The sequence below is a fragment of the Streptomyces endophytica genome, from assembly GCF_026153355.1.
GTDB lineage: Bacteria > Actinomycetota > Actinomycetes > Streptomycetales > Streptomycetaceae > Streptomyces > Streptomyces endophytica.
The window spans coordinates 4,429,434-4,448,110 of sequence record NZ_CP110636.1 but is presented as its reverse complement, the minus strand read 5'-3'; the positions used below and the strand labels follow the sequence as shown (position 1 = coordinate 4,448,110).

Sequence of the window (18,677 nt, the reverse complement as noted above, 5' to 3'; positions counted from 1 at the left end):
GTCACCATGACGCCGCACCGTGGAAGGAGGTCGGTCCGGGGCGGAAGCCGAGGCCGCGGCGGGCGGCGCCGAGCGCCAGGGTGCGTTCCACGGCGAGGTGGCTGAGCGCATAGCGGGTGAGCCGCGGCGGCCGGGGCCGTTCCGCCAGCCGCCAGGCCGTCTCGGCGGCCGCCGCGGCCGCGGACGCCACGGCGGCCGGTACGGTGCGCAGCCGTACCGTCAGGCCGCGGGCGGCGAGCAGGGCCCGCAGCGCCTCGCCGATGGGGACCGGGGCCGCGTCGGCGATGTTGTAGGTGCCGGGCCGGGTGGCCGGGTCGCAGGCCAGCAGCGCGGCCGCGGTCAGCTGGTCGATGTGGGTGAGCGACTGCAGGGCGGTGCCGTCGCCCGGCAGCCACAGGGCGCCGCCGCGGACCGCGCCGAGCACCCGGGGCAGCAGCGTCCGGTCGCCCGGCCCGTAGACGGCGTGCGGGCGCAGCACGACGGTGTCCGGGCGGCCGCGCAGGGCCAGTTCGGCGGCGGCCTTGGAGGCGGCGTACGGGTGAGGTAGCGGCGGACCGGGGCCTCGGTCTCGTGGCCGAGGACGGTCGGCCGGAACGGGTCGTACACGCTGGCCGTCGAGATGTGCACCAGCCGGGCGCCGGGAAAGGACGCGGCCACGTTCCGGGTGCCGGTGAGGTTGGCGTGCCAGACGGGCCCGGGCGCGCCCCAGTCGCGGACGGCGGCGGCCGCGTGCACCACCGCGTCGACCTCGGGGGCGTCCGCCCAGGTCCCGGTGCACAGGTCCCAGTCGGCGCGGGTGAGGGCGTGCACGGTCCAGCCCGCGGCGGTCGCCGCCCGGCAGACCGCGCCGCCCACGAAGCCGCGGGCGCCGGTCACCGCGATCCTCATCGCGCCGCCCCCGCCGTCCGGTCGCCCAGCAGGTCGCGCAGCGCGGCGCGGTCCGGCTTGCGGGTGCGGCCGGTGACCGGGACGCGGTCCAGGACCACCACCTCGTCCGGCAGCGCGGCCGCGTCGATGAGGGCGGGCAGCCGGGAGCGCACGGCGTCGGCGAGCGACTCCCGGTCGGCAGCCGGCCGTTCGGGCACGACGGCCAGGACGACGCGCTCGTCGCCGTAGGCGTCCGGGACGCCGACGATGACCGCGTCGGCGACGCCGGGCAGGGCCGCGACGGCCGGTTCGTAGAGCCCGGGGTAGATGTTGGTGCGGCCGCGGATGAGCATGTCCTTCTTCCGGCCGAGCAGGATCAGTGCGCCGTTCTCCAGCCGGGCGAGGTCACCGGTGGCGTGTTCGGTCATCGGCGGCTCGCCGAGGTAGCCGCGGCACAGGTTGGGCCCGGACACCAGCAGTTCGCCGTCCGGGGCGGTACGCACCCGGACCCCCGGCAGGGGGGTGCCGAGCAGGTCGCCGGGGCCGTGGTGGGCGAGTTTCGCGCGGCCGGTGGCGACCGCGACCGGCACGATCTCGGTCATGCCGTACACGGCGAGGAAGCGGACCCGCGGCAGGACCTGGGTGGCCCGGCGCAGCAGGCCGGGCAGGACCGGCGCGCCGCCGAGGACGAGGTGCCGCAGCGAGGCGGGCAGTGCCGCCTCGCCCCGTTCGACGGCGTCGAGCACCGCGGGCAGGTCGGCGGGTACGCAGAACGCGTGGGTGGCGCCGGCCAGTCCGCGGGTGAACCGGCCGGGGTCGGCGGCGGGCGCGAAGCCGTACGGCGGCATGGTCCAGTGCGCCCCGGCGACCAGGGCCGGGATGCCCATCATCAACTGGTCGGTGTGCAGTACGTCGCCGTCGCCCATGCACAGGGCGGAGCCGCAGCCGACCAGCCCGGCGCCGAGCGAGCCGCGGGTGTGGACCACGGCCCGGGGTGCCTGCGTGGTGCCGGAGGTGAAGACGACCAGCGCCTCCTGTCCGGGCGCCGGTCCGGGGCGGTCGGCCGGGGCGGGGCCGGCGGCGAGCCGGCGGGCGGACAGCGCCCCGGCGGGGACGCCGGGCAGCCGTCGGCCGGTGTGGACGTGCCGCAGGCCGAGCCGGTGGTAGTGCGGCAGCAGCAGGCCGCGGCGCCGGGCCAGTGGGCGGCCGTAGCGGGCCACCGCGTACAGCAGGGACTCGGCGGCGGCCCAGCGCGGCCGGGCGAGTTCGCGGCGGGCGGTGAACAGTTCGGGCCCGGCGCCGGGGTCGGCGAAGACGACGGTGCCGCCCGCGGCGATCACGCCCAGGGCGAGCACCACGCCGTCCGGTCCCGGCCGTACGGAGAACAGCATCCGCTCCCCCGCCGCCATCCCGGCCGCGCGCAGCCCGTTCGCCGTGGTCAGGACGGCGCGGGCCAGGTCGCGGTAGCCGAGGGTGCGGCCGTCCGGGCCGGTGAGGGCGGGCGCGTCGGCGCGCCGCTCGGCGGTGTCGAAGAAGGCGGTGAGCAGATCGATCGGGTCGTCCGCCGCGGGCCGGGTGCCGGTCAACTGGCGCTCCTGAGTTCGAGGTTCAGCCGGGCGTAGCCCGGTATCAGGACGTGCCGGGCCGGGCGGCGGGCGGTGACGGCGACCGGCCCGGCGGCGAGCGCGGCGGCCAGCACCGCGCGGATCTGCGCCATGGCCAGCGGCATGCCGAGGCAGAAGTGCGGGCCGGCGCCGAACCACAGCCGGCGCAGTTCCGGCGGGTGCGGCCGCTCGGGGTCGAACGGCCCGTGGGCCTGCGCGCACAGCAGCGTGGCCACCACGACCCGGTCGCCGGGCGCCACCGGGACGCCGCCGATCCGTGCGGCGCGGGCGACGCTGCGCAGCATCACGGGGGACGGCACGGTGATCCGCAGGGCCTCCTCGATCACCGGGTCGGGGTCGGCGGCGGGGTCCGCGAGCCGGTCGAGGCGGCCGGTGTCGTGGCAGAGCGCGATCAGCCGCGGGATGAACGAGACCAGGGTCTCGGTGCCGGTGAGCAGGAAAGCGCCGACGGCCCCGCGGGCCTCCTGCTCCGTCAGGCCCAGTTCCCGCAGCCGACCCGGCAGGGTCTCGTCGCCGCCCTGCCGGTAGGCCGTCACCGCGGAGGCGGTCAGCCGGCCCAGCACCTCGCGGGCCCGCGCCACCTGGCGGCCCGTCATACCGGACCGCCACAGCCGTACCGACTTCGTCACCTCGGACGCCTCGGCGTGCGCCCCGCCGAACCGGCCGGGCTCCGCGGGCATCCCGACGATGGCGCAGATCGCGGCGCCCGCGCAGATCTGCGCGACCCGGACCAGATCGACCTGTTCGCCGGCGCGCAGCCGGCGGGTCAGCGCGTCGAGCGGCTGCGCCAGCACCCGGGTGCACAGGGCCGTGACGTAGCCGGGGGTGAAGAGCCCGGACAGCCGGCGGCGGAGCGCCGCGTGGTCGGGGCCCTCCATGTTGAGCAGCACCGACGGGCCGAGCACCGGCGTCCACAGGTCGGACGGTGAGCCGGGCCCGGTCTTGGTGAAGTGGCCGGTGTCGCAGAGGACTTCGCGGGCCAGCGCGGCGTCGCTGACCACGACGCCGACCCGCGGCACCCGGACCACCGGGCCGCGGGCGGCAATCGCGCGCAGCAGCCGGTAGGCGACGGGGTGGGCGGCGGTCTGCACCCGGTGTTCCCAGTGCTCCCAGGTGGCGGGCGCCGCCGTGGTGGTGGTCGTCGTCACCGGATGTCCACCACCTCGGGCCGGTAACGGTGGTCCGCGTACCAGCCGAGGGTGCGGCGCAGGCCCCAGGCCCGCACCCGGCGGGCCGAGCCGGCCACCTTCACGTCGCGCCGCGTGCCGTACGCGGTGGTCAGCCGGCGGACCGCGTTGACCAGGGCGCGGTCCTCGTGGACCTCCTCGATGGCGGTGCGCGGGAACCCGCCGGCGCGTTCGTACAGCTCCGCGGTGATCGCCATGTTGCAGCCGGGCGCCATCACGTACGGGCCGAGGTACTCCGGGCCGCGGTTGCCGGGCCGGAACCGGCCGAAGAGCGCGGCCACCTCGGTCGCGGAGACCAGGGCGGCGCGCCGCAGCGGGGGCAGCGGTGCCTCGTCGGTGCGGGGCCGCAGCCGGCCGGCGATGAGTTCCAGTCCGGCGTCGAAGCCGGCCCGGACGCGGGCGGTCCAGTCGGGGGCGGGCAGGCAGTCGGCGTCGGTGCGGGCCAGGTGCGTGGCGCCGTGCGCGATGGCGTGGCGCATCCCGGTGTCGGCGGCCGCGCCGGTGCCCTTGCGGGTCTCGTGCACCAGGTGCAGGTCGCCGGGGAAGCCGAAGCACCGTACGACGTCCGGGGTGCCGTCCGTGGAGTCGTTGTCGACGATCACGAGGGAGAAGTCCCGGTCGGTCTGGGCCGCGAGCGCCCGCAGCGTCGCGGTGATGCCGGAGGCCTCGTTGTAGGCCGGTACCACCACCCAGAGCCTCACAGCCGGATCACGCTCACTCCCATGCTGATGCCGCCGGCGAGCCCGATCAGCGCCACCAGGTCGCCGACGCCGGCCCGGCCGCTCTCCCGGGCGCGGACGAGCTGCAGCGGCAGGCTGGCCGACGCCGCGTTGCCGTGTTCGGTGACGGTGAGCGGGATCTTGTCGGGGGGCAGCCCGAACCGTTCGGCGAGCTGGTCCAGATAGGGCTTGGAGACCTGGTGGACGCAGATGGCCGCCATGTCCTGCCAGCGGACGCCGAGCCGGTCCAGGGTGTCGTCGAGGATCTGCGGGCCGAGCCGTTCGAAGGCGCGGCGCAGTCCCACGCCGTCGAGCCGGAAGTAGGTGTGCTCGTCGCCGCGGGGGTGGGCCGAGCCGCCCGAGGCGAGCGTGCCGACGTTCCAGGAGGCGGAGTCGGCGGTGAAGCCGCAGCCGAGGATGCCGGGTTCCGCGGACGCCTCGACGAGCAGTGCGGCGCCGGCGTCGGAGAGGGTGTAGCCGGGGATCGCCGCGAGGTAGCTGCGCAGGTCCGGCACCGCCCAGCGGACGGCGCGGGACGGTGATTCGCCGCAGGCGATCAGGATCCGGCGGTAGGAGCCCTGGGCGATCAGCGCATGGGCGGTCTCCAGCGCGTTGAGCACGCTGTTGCAGGCATTTTTGACGTCGAAGACGGGGCAGCGCAGGCCGAGGCGGTCGGCGACCATGTGCGAGGTGGCCGGCTCGATCATGTCCTGGCTGGCGGCGGCGAAGAGCAGCAGGTCGATGGTGCCGGCGTCGGTGCCGGTGTCGGCGAGGAGCTTGCGGGCCGCGGCGGCCGCCAGGTCGGACGCCTGCCAGTCGTCGGGCATGACGTGCAGCCGCTCGACGCCGGTCAGCCGGTGCACGAGGCCGGGCGGCGGGCGGAATCCGGTGCCGGCGGCGGCCACCCGCTGCTCGGTGTCCGTCGTGGTGCGCAGGGTCTCGGGCAGGTGGACGGCCACACCGGCCAGCCGCGCGTGGATCTGGGGCATGGTGCTGGTCTCCCGTCAGACGAGGGTCACGGTCAGCCGGTCGTACGAGGGGATGACCACGCGGCGGCTGTAGCGGCGCTCGGTGATCCGCCAGGGCCGTCCCACCGCGGTCAGGGTCTCCAGGGTCCGGCCGATCTCGGCCTGGGCGATGGCGGAGCCGAGGCAGTGGTGGCGGCCGGCGCCGAACCACAGCTGGCGGTTGGCGGGTTCGGCGGGCCGGCCGAGCCGGAAGCCGCCGGTGAGGCTGTTGGCGGTGTAGTTGAGCAGCGTGATCCGGTCGCCGGCCCGCAGGGTGCGCCCGGCCAGCCGCACCTGGCTGCGCACGGTCCGGCCGATGACCGGCGCCGGCGCGGTCACCCGCAGTCCCTCGCGGACCGCCTCCGGGACCCGCTGCGGGGACGCCAGCAGGGCGTGCTGCTCGCCGGTGTCGTGCAGCAGCGCGACGGTCCGGGTGATGGCGCTGGCGGCGGTCTCGGTGGCGGCCACGCCCACCAGCGCGGCCATGCCGGCGGTCTGCCGGGCGTTCAGGCCGACCTCGCGGCAGCGGCCGATGAGGTGGTCGGCGGGCTCGGTGGCCCACAGGCCCTCGACGTGCCCGGTGAGCCGCGCCACGATGCCGCGGCCGCGGGCCACGGTCGCCTCGGTCAACTCGCCGCCGCCGGCCGCTTCCACGGACAGCGCGGCCAGTTCGCGGGCGGTGGCGAAGACCCGTTCGTAGGCGGCGTCGTCGGTGCCGGTGACCGGGACCCGGAGCAGCTCGGTCACGATCCGGCCGACGACGGCCCGGCCGAGGGCCGCGACGTCCAGGGGCCGGCCCGCGGCGAGCTGGACGCGGGCCTCGACGAGCCGGGCCCCGATGGTGCGGTCGACCAGCTCGCGGGCCGCGGTCTCGCCGAACAGCTCGCGGGTGCCGGCGCGCAGCGCCCGGTGGCCCTCGCCGTCGAAGAGGTCCTCGACCCACCCGCCCAGGAGCTGGGCCCACAGCCGGCCGATGCCGCCGCGGTCGAGGACGGTGAAGTGCTTCTGGTCGACGAGCACGGACCGGGCGGTCGCCGCGTCGGCGGTCAGCCAGCCCAGCTTCGGCACGTAGGTCAGGGGCCGGGCCAGCCGGCCGGCGTGCAGCAGCAGCGGGAGGGCGGGGCGGCTGGCGGCCAGGACGCGCAGCTCGTGGAGTCCGGCGCGGTTCATGGTGGTCCCTCTCGTGGTGTCGGGGGAACGGCCGGGGCCCGCCGGGCTCCCTCCCGTACGGGGGAGGGAGGGGGCCCGGCGGGGCGCAGGCTGCGGGATCAGCCTGCCTGGGGAGGAAAGAGCGCTGCCATGCCGTCGATCGACTCGGGGCCGTAGCCGACCGAGCCGACCGGGACACGGGACTTGGTGGCCTCGATGACCCGGGCCGTCCACACGGGGCCGAAGCCGCCGCACAGTTCGATGAGCTGGATGCCCTCGTCGACGAGCCGGGCGGCGACCTCGGGTGCCCGGGCCGGGTCCGCCATGCCGACGAGGACGGCGCGGAAGCCGTCCCGTTCGATGACGGAGCGGTCGCGGTCGGGGTCCAGCCCGCGTCCGGTGAACAGGAACCCGAAGGCGTCCAGGGCCATGCTCAGCGCTCCTTCCGCGGCTGTCGCAGCTCCGCCACGACCAGGTCGGCCGTTTCGGTCAGGCTCAGTCCGCCCAGCGACGCCTCCGCACGCAGCTCGGCGCCGCACCACTTCTCCAGGTCGCCGAGGAGCACGGAACTCGTCATGGAGTCGATGCCGAAGGCGCTGAGCGGGACGTCCGCTTCGAGGTCGGCGGGCGCCATCTCCAGCATCTCGGCCAGTACGTGGCGCAGCCGCTCGACGACCAGCTCCGGGGTGATCTCCTGGGTGACGCTCATGCCGCACCGTCCTTCCGTACGCTGGACCACTCGGCCAGCGGCGGCAGCTGGCCCGACCTCATCTGCTCGGCGCAGGCGCGCCGGCGGATCTTCCCGCTGGTGGTGCGGGGCACCTTGTTGCGCGGTACGGCGTAGACGCTGACCGCGGTCGGCAGCACCTTGGCCACCGCGATACCGGCCGCGCGGACGGCGGTGGCGAGCACCTCCGGGTCGCGCACGGTGGTCTCCACGACCACGGCCACGCCCCGGTCGTCCTCGTGCAGCGGCCAGGCGGCGGCCCGCTGCTGGGCGAAGGCGGGGTGGGCGGCGACCGCGACGGCCTCGGCGTCCTGCGGGAAGTAGTTCTCCCCGCCGATGATCAGCACGTCCTTGATGCGGCCGGTGATGAACAGCTGGCCGTCGTCGACGAATCCGAGGTCCCCGGTCCGTACGTAGGAGGGCCGGTGCCGTCCTCGGTGCCGGCCAGGCGGGCCGCGAAGACGTCCGCGGACTCCTGCTCGCGGCCCCAGTAGCCCCCGCAGTTGCCGGGCGAGTCGACCCAGATCTCGCCGACCACGCGGTCGGCGAGCGCCTGGCGGGTCGCGGGGTCGACCACGGCGACGTGGATGCCGCCCGCCACCGGTCCGCAGCCGACGAGTTCGACGCCCGCGGCGGTGTCGGCGGTCGGCTCGGCCTTGCCCTCGGCCAGCGCGTCCCGGTCGTAGTACGCCGCGACCACCGGTTCCAGCGACGGGCTCACGCTCACCAGGAGGGTGCACTCGGCGAGCCCGAAGCCGGGCGAGAAGACCTCCTCGCGGAAGAGGCTGAGCCGGAACGCCTCGGCGAACCGCCGCTGGGTGGCGGCCCGTACGGGCTCGGAGCCGTTGACCGCGACCCGCCAGGTGGACAGGTCGATGGCGGCGCGTTCCTCCGCGGGCACCCGGTTGACGCACATGTCGTACGCGAAGTCGGGCGCGGCGGTGAAGACGTCGTCCTCGGCGGCGATGGCGCGCAGCCACACCCGCGGGTCGCGGACGAAGGTGGCCGGTTCCATGGTGACGGTGGACGCGCCGGACACCAGGGGCAGCACCACCGCGGTGCACAGGCCCATGTCGTGGAAGAACGGCAGCCAGCTGACGATGGTGGTGGTGGGTTCCACCTCGCAGGCGTCGCGCATCGCGATCTGGTTCGCGACGAGGTTGCCGTGCCGGACGACGACGCCGCGCGGGTCGCCGGTGGAGCCGGAGGTGTACTGGAGCAGCGCCGTGGCCGCCGGGTCGAGCGCGAGCGGGTCGGGCAGCGCGGCGCCGTCGGGCTGCGGGCGGTCCGGCCGGCGGACGGCGATCCACCGCACGCCGGGCAGCAGTTCGGCGTCGGCCTCGTCGGCGTCCTCCTGGGTGGAGACGAGGACGGCGCACGGGTCGCAGTCGCCGCAGATCGCCGACAGCCGCTCGGCGCGGGTGGTGGTGCCGCCCCGGGCGGCGGTGCGGAACGCGGGCACCGGCACGGCGATCATGCCGGCGTACAGGCAGCCCAGGAAGCCGATGTGGAAGTCGAGTCCGGGCAGCGCGGGCACGATGACGCGGTCCCCGGCGGTGCCGATCTCGCGCAGCGCGGCCGCCAGCTGACGAGCACACAGGTCGAGTTCGACCGGGTTCAGGGTCTCAAGGGTGTCCCCGGACGCGTCGAGGGCGGTGACCACCGGCCGGTCCGCGTCGGGGCCCGCGGCGCGGGCGAGCAGCGCCTCGACGAGGGTGCGGGGCTCCCGGCCGGGGCCCGGCGCCGTGGTCGTGGTCGCCTCGGTTGGGGTGTTCACTGCTGTGCTCCTCATTCGACGGTGCCTCGGGACGCGAGGGCGGTGCCGGATCGGGTTCCCGGCTGCGGCCGGGTGGCCGGGGCGCCGAGCGCACCGGCGGGAATCGCGGTGGGGTAGCGGCCGGTCAGGCACGCGGTGCAGTAGCCGGAGGGGTCCCCGCCGGCGGCCTCCAGGAGCCGGTCCAGCGAGAGGAACGCCACGCTGTCGCAGCCCAGTTGCTCGGCCAGCTCGGTGATCGGCAGTTGGGCGGCGAGCAGTTCCTCCGGCCGTCCGGTGTCGATGCCGTAGAAGCACGGCCACCGGTACGGCGGGGAGGCGACCCGAAGGTGCACCTCCACGGCCCCGGCCTTGCGCAGCAGCCCGGTCACGGTGCGCATGGTGGTGCCCCGGACGAGCGAGTCGTCCACCAGCACCACCCGCTGCCCGGCGACCGCGGCGGCGACCGGGGCGAGCTTGCGCCGCACGGTGGTCTCCCGGGCCGTCGGGTCGCCCGCGATGAAGCTGCGGCCGACCGCCCCGGGACGCAACAGGCCCTGGACGACGCGGAGTCCGGACCGCTCGGCGTAGCCGTCGGCCGCGACCCGTGCCGTCTCGGGGGTGGCGACGACCACCGGGCGCGGCGATCCGGTCACCGGCGCGTAGTCGGCGAGGGCCTGGCCCGCCCGGTAGCGCGCCTGGTAGACGCTGCGCCCGGAGAGGGCCGAGTCGGCCCGGGCGAAGTAGACGTACTCGAAGAGGCAGGCCGCGGTCTTGGCGTCCGGCACCGGCACCCGGCTGCTCGCGGTGCCGTGCGGGCCGATGGTCAGCACCTCGCCGGGCTCCAGCTCGCGGACCACCTCGCCGCCGACGGCGGTGATCGCCGCGGTCTCGGAGGCCAGCAGCCAGGCGTCGCCGCGCCGGCCGAGGGCCAGCGGCCGGAAGCCGTGCGGGTCGCGCACGCCGTACAGCTGCGCGCCGTCGGACAGGACCAGCGCGTAGGCGCCGGTCAGTCCGGGCAGCACCGCGTGCAGGGCGGCCGAGGTGTCGACGCCCGCCGCGGCGCGCCGGGCGAGCAGCAGGTGGGCCATCAGCTCGCTGTCGGTGGCCCACCGGGCGGGGTCGATCGCCTCGGCGCCGGGCGCGGTGTGCGGGTCGACCAGGGTGCCGTTGTGGGCCAGGGCCAGCGGCGGCCGGTCCAGGACGACCGGCTGGGCGCCGGCCAGCCCGTCCCGGGCGCCGTGGGTGGCGTAGCGGACGTGGCCGACCGCGACCGGGCCGTGCGGCAGTCCGTCGAGGTCGGGCATCCCCTGGGCGACGGTGCCGGCGCCGTGCCGGGCGACCAGGGCGGCGCCGGTGCCGACGGCGATGCCGACGCTCTCCTGGCCGCGGTGCTGCAGTGCGACGAGCATCTCCCGTACCAGTGCGGCGTGGTGGCCGGCCGGCCCCCAGACGCCCGCGACGCCACAGGCCTCGCGGGGCTTGTCCGCGTCGTACAGGTGCCCGTTCATAAGGCGTCACCGCCCGCGTCGAGCCAGTCGGTGAAGGCGTCCAGGTCCGGCAGGATCACGGTCGAGCAGGACAGCACCGCGAGGTTCTGGCGCATGTCCGTGATGGCGACGACGGTGCGGCCGGCACGGTGCGCGGAGAGCATCTCCGCGGCGGTGCCCATGCTCGGCTCGTGCCCGGGCAGCCAGGCCACGCAGACGTCGCTGTCCGCCGCCAGCCGGGTGAGCCGGTGGAACAGGTCGGTCAACTCGCGGAGTTCCTTGGCGAGTTCGTCGTGGTGCAGGACCTTCCGCTCGGCCAGCGCGGCGTGTGCGGCGCGGACGTCCGCGGGGTGCGAGGCGAGCCATTCGGCCATCACCACACCCGGGTCGTGGATCACCGCGTCGGGGCGGCGCGCGCGCAGCGCCTCGGTCAGCCGCTGCCGGTAGGACTGATCGGTGAGGTCGGCGCCGGTGCGCGCGCCCTGCATGGTGCCGGCCAGGAAGTAGGAGCGGGCGGGCCGGTCGTCCCGCGCGTCTGGGGCCGTCACTCGTCCTCCAGGGAGTACGGGGCCAGGACCAGCCCGGCCGGTGCCGCGGCGCGGTGGATCGCGGCCGCTTCGAGCAGGAAGGCGACCACGTCGTCCTGTGGTGCGCCGACCGCGTCCGCCACGACCTCCAGGTCGCGCCGGAAGCGGGTGTCGCCGTGGGTCGCGACGGCACCCTGGTTGTCCTTGGTGAGCATCAGCAGGCTGTCCTCGGCGACCCCGGCGGGCCGCCCGGCGAGCGGCAGCACCAGCTCCGCCATCTGCCGGGTGACCGGGTGCAGCACCCGTACGGACACGCTGTGCTGCTCGGGGTGGACCAGCAGCGGACGCACCCAGTCCGCGGCCGGCGGCACGGTCTCCAGTTGCGACTCGGGGCGCAGCACGAAGGACCGCGAGGCGATGTTGTGCCCGCGCCGCGGGCTGTACCGCAGGTAGTCCAGGCGGACCGCGTCGTCGTCGAGCGTCCAGGTGGCCCGCACCCGGCTCGGCGCCGGGCTGCCGTCCTTCTTGACCCGGAACGGGTAGGCGTCGACGGTCAGCTGCACGACGCCGTCGGTCGCGGCGGCCCGGTCGAGCCGCAGCGGCTCGGCGTGCAGCAGGTACGGGTCGAGGATGTCGAGGCCCTCCGCCCGCCGGTAGACGGCCGCCACGTGCCGCCCGTCGATGGGGTATTCGGCGGTGATCCCGGACCGTTCGGCGACCAGCCGGCCGGCCGTGAACGACTGCCAGGCGCAGGACTGTCCGAACCGCGGCGGGGCGGCCCGGGTGCCGAAGTACTCGTGGAACTGGGAGGCGCTGTTGTACGGCACCCCGACGAGCACCTCGTCGAGGACCTCCTTCTGCACCTCGCTCAGCACCGCCGCACCGACGGCGTTCACTTGCGGCCTCCCGAGAAGAGCGCGGCCGCCTGCTCCAGCAGGGAGGGCCGTTGGGCGTAGGTGGTGTCGCGGCCGCCGAGCAGCGACAGGTGGTCGCGCAGCACCCGCAGGTAGGTGAGGAGCTCGAACTGGGTGAGATTGCGCGGGGAGTCGAGGAACTTGATCCCGCCGGTGATGTCCACGTCCCGCCTCCGCTTGCGCTCGTCGAACCGGCGGGCCGCCTCCGGGTCCCGTTCCCGGGCCGCCAGATAGCTCGCGATCACCCGGGACTGCAGCTCGACGGTGGGGAAATGGCCGCCCGTTCCGTCGGTCATGCCGGCGATGAAGAGATCGTCGTAGCGCGGCGAGAAAGCCAGCAGATAGAAGTCCGGCCGGCCCTTGTTCCAGTCGAGGTGCTCCTCGCCGACGAACGGAATGTGGATCCGGAAACCGGTCGCCATGATGATGGTGTCGAATTCCTCCGACGTACCGTCCGAGAACTCGACGAACTTCCCGTCGAAACGCACCGGTGCCTTGCGCACCTTCACCCGGCCGTGCGCGCAGTAGTACGGCAGCAGGGAGTTCACGATCGGCGGGGATTCCAGCGGCTCGTGATCGGGCTTCGGCAGTCCGAACTGATCGGGGGTGCCGATGCTCAGCTTCAGCATGGTCCGGTACGCCGCACGCGCCACCGGGGCCGGCAGCCGCAGGTTCTGGCTCGATTCGGAGACCTGGTCCGCGGGGTTTCCGAAGATGAATTTCGGGAAGAAGTAGTAACCGCGGCGCATGCTGATCGCGACGTGGTCGGTGACCCCGGCGGCCTCCACCGCGATGTCACAGCCGGAATTCCCGGCACCGACGACCAGGACCCGCTTGCCGGCGAGAGCGGCCGCGCTGGTGTAGTCCCGGCTGTGCAGGATCTCCCCGTCGAACTTCCCCGAGAACGCCGGCATATGGGGGTGCCAGTTGTGGCCGTTCGCAATGATCAGCGCACGGTGCTCGGCCGAGTGCCCGTCCGCGGTCGTGACCCGCCAGCCGTCCGTGAGCCGCTCGACCTGCGTGACGTCGGAGCCGAACCGGATCAGCGGCAGCAGGTTGAACCGCTCCGCGTACTGCTGCAGATACCCGTGCACCTGATCGTGCCGGGGATAGGCGGGCAACCCGCGGTCCATGGGAAGATCCGCATAACCCGTCACCTCGCGGGAGGTGATGGTGTGGGTGTTCTGGTAGACGGAACTCCGCGGATTACGGATGTCCCAGATACCGCCCACGCCGGAGTGGGACTCGTACGCCACACACGGAATGTTGAGATCACTGAGGTTCTTGAGAGAGGCCAGCCCGGAAGGGCCCGCTCCGATGACGGCGACCGGCCGTGGATCCACTTGTGGTTCTGGCATGGAACTGATTTCCCCCATCGATGGTGCGGCGTAGCCAGCCCCCTCCGAAGCCTGTGAGGGTGCTGCTGTACGACCAAGACTTCATCAAGTCGGGGGGTCGGCTCCAGCCACTTTCAAGGACTTTCAAACGACCAGCTGGATTCCTGCCGAACCTTGACTTCGCCGCCCCGACTTCCCCCTAATGGAGCCGACCGGACGGGGGCCCGGACCGAGCGGATCGAACCGACTTCGCGCCGGAGTGCACAGCGTCACTCCGGCGCGAATCCGCCGACTCCAAAGTGAAACAGGTCACTTTTTCCTTCCGGTGGAACCCAGCAACTCCCTTTTGCGTCAACACCCTTACCGGAAGGAGTGCCAGTGGCACGCGTCGTGGTCGACGTCATGCTCAAGCCGGAGATCCTCGACCCGCAGGGGCAGGCGGTGCAGCGCGCACTGCCCCGCCTCGGTTTCGACGGCATCGCGATCGCCGAAGTCCGCCAGGGCAAGCGTTTCGAACTGGAGGTGGACGGGCCCGTCGATGAGGCCGCCCTCACCCGTATCCAGGAGCTGGCCGACACCTTTCTCGCCAACACCGTCATCGAAGACTTCACCGTGCGGGTCGAGTCATGACCTCGCGTATCGGTGTGATCACTTTCCCCGGCACGCTCGATGACCGCGACACCCAGCGCGCGGTCGGTCTGGCGGGCGCCGAGGCGGTGCCGTTGTGGCACCGTGACAAGGACCTCAAGCAGGTCGACGCCGTGGTCCTGCCCGGCGGGTTTTCCTACGGCGATTACCTGCGTGCCGGGGCGATCTCGCGCTTTTCGCCGGTCATGGAGACCGTCATCGAGCAGGCGAAGGCCGGGCTTCCGGTCCTGGGTATCTGCAACGGGTTCCAGGTGCTGACCGAGACGCATCTGCTGCCGGGCGCGATGCTGCGCAACAACCATCTGCACTTCATCTGCCGCGATCAGAAGCTGCGGGTGGAGAACGCCACCACGGCCTGGACCGCGGACTACGAGGCGGGGCAGGAGATCTCCATCCCGCTGAAGAACATCGACGGTCGGTACACCGCCGACGAGCGCACGCTGGATGAGCTGGAGGCGGAGGGCCGGGTGGTCTTCCGTTATCTGGACGGCAACCCCAATGGTTCGCTGCGTGACATTGCCGGCATCACGAATGCGGCGGGCAATGTGGTGGGCCTGATGCCGCACCCCGAGCACGCGGTGGAGCCGCTGATCGGGACGGGCCGGACCGACGGCCTGGGATTCTTCACCTCGATCCTGAAGAAGCTGGTGGGCGCCTGATGACTCTGGACACTGTCAAGCACGCCACCGAGACCCCCGAATCGGCCCAGCCCTGGGCGGAGTTGGGTCTGAAGGAGGATGAGTACGCGCGGATCCGCGAGATCCTGGGCCGCCGCCCCACCGGGGCGGAGCTGGCGATGTACTCGGTGATGTGGTCCGAGCACTGCTCGTACAAGTCCAGCAAGGTGCATCTGAAGCAGTTCGGGGAGAAGGCGCCCGAGAACGATGCGCTGCTGGTCGGTATCGGGGAGAACGCCGGCGTGGTCGATGTCGGTCAGGGGTATGCGGTGACCTTCAAGGTCGAGTCGCACAACCACCCCTCCTACATCGAGCCCTACCAGGGCGCGGCCACGGGTGTGGGCGGCATCGTCCGCGACATCCTGGCGATGGGGGCTCGTCCGGTGGCGGTGGTCGATCCGCTGCGGTTCGGTGCGGCCGATCATCCCGACACCAAGCGTGTGCTGCCGGGTGTGGTGGCCGGGATCGGTGGTTACGGCAACTGCCTGGGGCTTCCCAACATCGGTGGTGAGGTCGTCTTCGATGCCTGCTACCAGGGCAATCCGCTGGTCAATGCCGGTTGTATCGGTGTGATGAAGCACGAGGACATCCACCTGGCCAAGGCCTCCGGCGCGGGCAACAAGGTCATCCTCTACGGTGCCCGCACCGGCGGCGACGGCATCGGCGGCGTCTCCGTCCTCGCCTCGGAGACCTTCGATGACAGCAAGCCGACCAAGCGGCCCGCGGTGCAGGTCGGTGACCCGTTCCAGGAGAAGCTGCTCATCGAGTGCACCCTGGAGATCTTTAAGGAGAAGCTGGTCGCCGGCATCCAGGACCTGGGCGGCGCCGGACTGTCCTGCGCCACCAGCGAGCTGGCGTCGGCCGGCTCGGGCGGTATGCGGGTCGAGCTGGACTCCGTTCCGCTGCGCGATGCGACGCTCTCTCCTGAGGAGATCCTCATGAGTGAGTCGCAGGAGCGGATGTGCGCGATCGTCGAGCCGCAGCACGTCGAGCGGTTCATGGAGATCTGCGAGAAGTGGGACGTGATCGCCACCGTCATCGGTGAGGTCACCGACGGCGAACGCCTGGAGATCTTCTGGCACGGCGAGCAGATCGTCGACGTCCCCCCGCGCACCGTCGCCCACGAGGGCCCGGTCTACCACCGGCCGTACGAGCGTCCGTCCTGGCAGGACGCGCTGCAGGCCGACGACGCGGGCAAACTCGCCCGGCCCACCACCTCGGCGGAGCTGAAGGACCAGGTCCTGAAGCTCGTGGCGTCCCCCAACCAGGCGTCCAAGGCGTGGATCACCGACCAGTACGACCGTTTCGTCCAGGGCAACACCGTCCTCGCGCAGCCCGAGGACTCCGGCGTGATTCGCATCGACGAGGAGACCAACCTCGGCGTCGCCATCGCCACGGACGGCAACGGCCGGTACGCCAAGCTCGACCCGTACGCGGGCGCGCAGCTCGCCCTCGCGGAGGCGTACCGGAACGTCGCGACCACCGGTGCCAAGCCGCTGGCCGTCTCGGACTGCCTGAACTTCGGTTCGCCCGAGGACCCGGCCGTCATGTGGCAGTTCGCCGAGGCCACCCGTGGTCTGGCGGATGCCTGCCAGACCCTGGGCACCCCGGTGACCGGCGGCAACGTCTCCCTCTACAACCAGACCGGGGAGACGGCGATCCACCCCACGCCGGTCGTCGCCGTTCTCGGCGTCATCGACGACGTCACGCGCCGCACGTCCCAGGCGTTCACCCAGGAAGGCCAGTTGCTCTACCTGCTCGGCGAGACCCGTGAGGAGTTCGGTGGTTCGGCCTGGTCGCAGGTCATCCATGAGCACCTCGGCGGTCTGCCCCCGCAGGTGGATCTGGAGCGGGAGCGGCTGCTGGCCGAGATCCTGATCTCCGCCTCCCGCGACGGCATGATCGACGCAGCCCACGACCTGTCCGACGGCGGACTGATCCAGGCGCTCGTCGAGTCGTGCCTGCGCGGCGGGACCGGTGCCCGGCTCGTCGTGCCCGACGGGCTGGACGCGTTCACCTTCCTGTTCAGCGAGTCGGCGGGCCGTGCGGTCGTCGCCGTGCCGCGGAGCGAGGAAGTCCGCTTCACCGACATGTGCACCGTCCGCGGCCTGCCGGCCACCCGCATCGGTGTCGTCGACGGCGAAGAGATCGACGTCCAGGGCGAGTTCAGCATCCCGCTCAGCGAACTGCGCACCGCCCATGAGGGCACCATCCCGGGGCTCATTGCCTGACGACATGACGGTGGCCGTGGACTCGTTGCCCGACCGGCAACGAGTCCACGGCCATCGCCGCGCTCAAGAAGGCCCCCTCAGGGAATCAGCACTCTTCGTCCGACCACCCGGTAGCCGTCCCGGGCGATCCGTCGTACGACGTCGACCAGCAGTGCGCGCTCGACCTCCTTGATGCGTTCGTGCAGCGTGGTCTCGTCGTCCTCATCCCGTACCTGCACCACGCCCTGCGCGATGATCGGGCCGGTGTCCACGCCGTCGTCGACGAGGTGCACCGTGCAGCCGGTCACCCGTACACCGTGGGCCAGGGCGTCGCGTACGCCGTGGGCGCCCGGGAAGCTGGGCAGCAGGGCGGGGTGCGTGTTGAGGACGCGGCCGCCGAACCGGGCGAGGAACGCCTTGCCGACGATCTTCATGAAGCCGGCCGAGACCACCAGGTCCGGACGGTGCGCCGCGGTCGCCTCGGCCAGGGCCTCGTCCCACTCCTCGCGGGTGGTGTGGTCCTTCACCCGGCACACGAACGTCGGCAGGCCGGCGCGCTCGGCACGTTCCAGCCCGGTGATGCCCGGCCGGTCGGCGCCGACCGCGACGATCTCCGCCCCGAAGCCCGCGGGGTCGGCGGCGATCGCGTCGAGGAGCGCCTGGAGGTTCGTGCCGGAGCCCGAGACCAGGACGACGAGACGGAGGTTCGGTGCTCGTCGCTCGATCATGTCCGCCGCGTCGCTCACGTTCGTCATGTGGGGCATGTCCGTCCTGTTCGTCGGGTGCGTCATGACAGGGCATCCACCAGTGCGTCGCCCCGCAGGGTGCGCAGTATCCGGACCTCCCGGCCGCGCCGCTCGCGGGAGAGCAGGCCCGCCTGTTCCAGTTGCCGGCAGTGGTACGTCACCGTGCCCGCGGTGCAGTGCAGCAGGTCGGCCAGCTTCCCCATGGTGACGGGCTGGTTGCCCGTCCGGAGGATGTCGGCCCGGAGATCGCCGAGCATCATGGCGAGGGCATCGGCGGCCGTCTCCGCCCGTGCGGCCTCATTCTGCAGGAGCGGGGCGAGGCCGGCGATGGGATAGCCGAGGTACATGTGGCCGTGGTGGTCGACGTGGTAGGCGCAGGCGCGGGTGCCGGAGACCAGCGGCATGAGCGTCAATTTGCGTACCGTGACGCCCTTTTCGATCGGTGCGTGGTCGGGCAGCAGAATGTTTCCGTCGACGAAGGCGATCCGCGGGCTGAGATTCGCGAGGAACGCGCTCATCGTTCCGGTGACCGAGGCCACGCCCGCGCGCTCGATTTCCCGTTCCAGTAAGGGCTTTCCCTGCTGCCATACGGGCGCCACCGCGTCCCATACCTTTCGCACCAGCCCGGCGTAGGCATTCAGGAAGTCGGCGGGATTGTCCGTGGCCTTTCGCCAGGCCGGCAGCACTTCTCCACCGAATGTACGTTCCAGGTCGGCGAGGAAGGCGGCCGGCGGCATCTCGGCAATGCGCCGGACCTCGTCGCGCATACTGCTTTCCTTGAGTTCCCCCGCATCAGGAGCGACTCGGGAATGCGCAGGGATCCGCCCGCCGTGATCGGGCCCATCACATCCGCCAGATACTCGGGACAGGCCTTCCGCAGCAGCCTGCGCCGACTCACCGGTACGCCCTGCGCGACACCGAGGACATCGGCCAGCAACGAGATGACCGACACTCCCGGAAGAAACGCTATCGATACGGGAATGTCGACGTTTGTGCCTAGATGAAGTCCGACCACTTCGGTCACTTCTTTTCCCCCGTTCAGAAGAACCACTGGTGAACCACGTTCACGCCTGCGCGCCGGGGTTGGTCCGCCC

At 72.9% G+C, this 18,677-nt stretch carries 18 protein-coding genes and 1 pseudogene; 3 read left to right on the top strand and 16 right to left on the bottom strand.

The annotated features are described in order from the left end of the window. Position 1 precedes the first annotated feature (1 nt). From OJ254_RS19860 to OJ254_RS19795, 14 genes and pseudogenes are all read right to left on the bottom strand, one after another. Positions 2-888: pseudogene (locus tag OJ254_RS19860) on the bottom strand (NAD-dependent epimerase/dehydratase family protein). Further along, positions 885-2,453 carry a class I adenylate-forming enzyme family protein gene (locus OJ254_RS19855; RefSeq protein ID WP_265363404.1) on the bottom strand — a complete coding sequence of 523 codons (1,569 nt, stop codon included), beginning with the start codon at positions 2,451-2,453 and terminating at the stop codon, positions 885-887. Before OJ254_RS19855 ends, OJ254_RS19860 begins: the two are co-directional and overlap by 4 nt. Continuing rightward, the gene (locus OJ254_RS19850; protein WP_265363403.1) at positions 2,450-3,640 is read right to left on the bottom strand and encodes a cytochrome P450; all 1,191 of its coding nucleotides are present in this window, start codon (positions 3,638-3,640) and stop codon (positions 2,450-2,452) included. The genes OJ254_RS19855 and OJ254_RS19850 overlap by 4 nt, the downstream gene beginning before the upstream one ends. Beyond that, positions 3,637-4,380: a glycosyltransferase family 2 protein gene (locus OJ254_RS19845; RefSeq protein ID WP_265363402.1), complete on the bottom strand. Its 744-nt coding sequence runs from the start codon at positions 4,378-4,380 to the stop codon at positions 3,637-3,639. The genes OJ254_RS19850 and OJ254_RS19845 overlap by 4 nt, the downstream gene beginning before the upstream one ends. Beyond that, positions 4,377-5,387: a 3-oxoacyl-ACP synthase III family protein gene (locus tag OJ254_RS19840; RefSeq protein WP_265363401.1), complete on the bottom strand. Its 1,011-nt coding sequence runs from the start codon at positions 5,385-5,387 to the stop codon at positions 4,377-4,379. The genes OJ254_RS19845 and OJ254_RS19840 overlap by 4 nt, the downstream gene beginning before the upstream one ends. A 15-nt stretch (positions 5,388-5,402) precedes the next feature. Next, positions 5,403-6,575 (bottom strand): cytochrome P450, encoded by a 1,173-nt coding sequence (locus OJ254_RS19835; RefSeq protein ID WP_265363400.1) that lies wholly within the window; start codon positions 6,573-6,575, stop codon positions 5,403-5,405. Positions 6,576-6,673: 98 nt separating this feature from the next. Continuing rightward, positions 6,674-6,985, bottom strand: a complete 312-nt coding sequence (locus OJ254_RS19830; protein WP_261952373.1) for a DUF6506 family protein — start codon at positions 6,983-6,985, stop codon at positions 6,674-6,676. Positions 6,986-6,987: 2 nt separating this feature from the next. After that, entirely contained in the window at positions 6,988-7,263 is a 276-nt protein-coding gene (locus OJ254_RS19825) for an acyl carrier protein (RefSeq protein WP_265363399.1), read from the bottom strand. After that, entirely contained in the window at positions 7,260-7,628 is a 369-nt protein-coding gene (locus OJ254_RS19820) for a hypothetical protein (RefSeq protein WP_265363398.1), read from the bottom strand. Before OJ254_RS19820 ends, OJ254_RS19825 begins: the two co-directional genes overlap by 4 nt. Next, positions 7,622-9,058, bottom strand: coding sequence for an AMP-binding protein (locus tag OJ254_RS19815; RefSeq protein ID WP_265363397.1), 1,437 nt, complete (start codon positions 9,056-9,058; stop codon positions 7,622-7,624). The genes OJ254_RS19820 and OJ254_RS19815 overlap by 7 nt, the downstream gene beginning before the upstream one ends. Before the next feature lie 11 nt (positions 9,059-9,069). Further along, complete coding sequence (gene purF / locus OJ254_RS19810) at positions 9,070-10,545, bottom strand: amidophosphoribosyltransferase (protein ID WP_265363396.1); 1,476 nt, start codon at positions 10,543-10,545, stop codon at positions 9,070-9,072. Then, a complete protein-coding gene (locus OJ254_RS19805) occupies positions 10,542-11,072 on the bottom strand; it encodes a hypothetical protein (RefSeq protein WP_265363395.1) in 531 nt (176 codons plus the stop codon). Before OJ254_RS19805 ends, purF begins: the two co-directional genes overlap by 4 nt. Beyond that, positions 11,069-11,947, bottom strand: coding sequence for a hypothetical protein (locus tag OJ254_RS19800; RefSeq protein ID WP_265363394.1), 879 nt, complete (start codon positions 11,945-11,947; stop codon positions 11,069-11,071). Before OJ254_RS19800 ends, OJ254_RS19805 begins: the two co-directional genes overlap by 4 nt. Then, complete coding sequence (locus OJ254_RS19795) at positions 11,944-13,323, bottom strand: flavin-containing monooxygenase (protein WP_265363393.1); 1,380 nt, start codon at positions 13,321-13,323, stop codon at positions 11,944-11,946. Before OJ254_RS19795 ends, OJ254_RS19800 begins: the two co-directional genes overlap by 4 nt. 357 nt (positions 13,324-13,680) lie before the next feature. On the opposite strand from OJ254_RS19795, the gene purS reads away from it, so the two are divergent. From purS to purL, 3 genes are read left to right on the top strand one after another with little or no spacing between them, the layout of a single operon-like run. Continuing rightward, the gene (gene purS, locus OJ254_RS19790; protein ID WP_265363392.1) at positions 13,681-13,932 is read left to right on the top strand and encodes a phosphoribosylformylglycinamidine synthase subunit PurS; all 252 of its coding nucleotides are present in this window, start codon (positions 13,681-13,683) and stop codon (positions 13,930-13,932) included. After that, positions 13,929-14,609 (top strand): phosphoribosylformylglycinamidine synthase subunit PurQ, encoded by a 681-nt coding sequence (purQ, locus tag OJ254_RS19785; protein ID WP_265363391.1) that lies wholly within the window; start codon positions 13,929-13,931, stop codon positions 14,607-14,609. Before purS ends, purQ begins: the two co-directional genes overlap by 4 nt. Next, positions 14,609-16,858 (top strand): phosphoribosylformylglycinamidine synthase subunit PurL, encoded by a 2,250-nt coding sequence (purL, locus tag OJ254_RS19780; RefSeq protein WP_265363390.1) that lies wholly within the window; start codon positions 14,609-14,611, stop codon positions 16,856-16,858. Before purQ ends, purL begins: the two co-directional genes overlap by 1 nt. A 77-nt stretch (positions 16,859-16,935) precedes the next feature. Here the strand turns inward: purL and purN are convergent, their stop codons facing one another. Next, positions 16,936-17,592 carry a phosphoribosylglycinamide formyltransferase gene (gene purN, locus OJ254_RS19775; RefSeq protein WP_265363389.1) on the bottom strand — a complete coding sequence of 219 codons (657 nt, stop codon included), beginning with the start codon at positions 17,590-17,592 and terminating at the stop codon, positions 16,936-16,938. 32 nt (positions 17,593-17,624) lie between these two features. Next, positions 17,625-18,350 carry an ArsR/SmtB family transcription factor gene (locus OJ254_RS19770; protein ID WP_265363388.1) on the bottom strand — a complete coding sequence of 242 codons (726 nt, stop codon included), beginning with the start codon at positions 18,348-18,350 and terminating at the stop codon, positions 17,625-17,627. Positions 18,351-18,677: the final 327 nt, after the last annotated feature.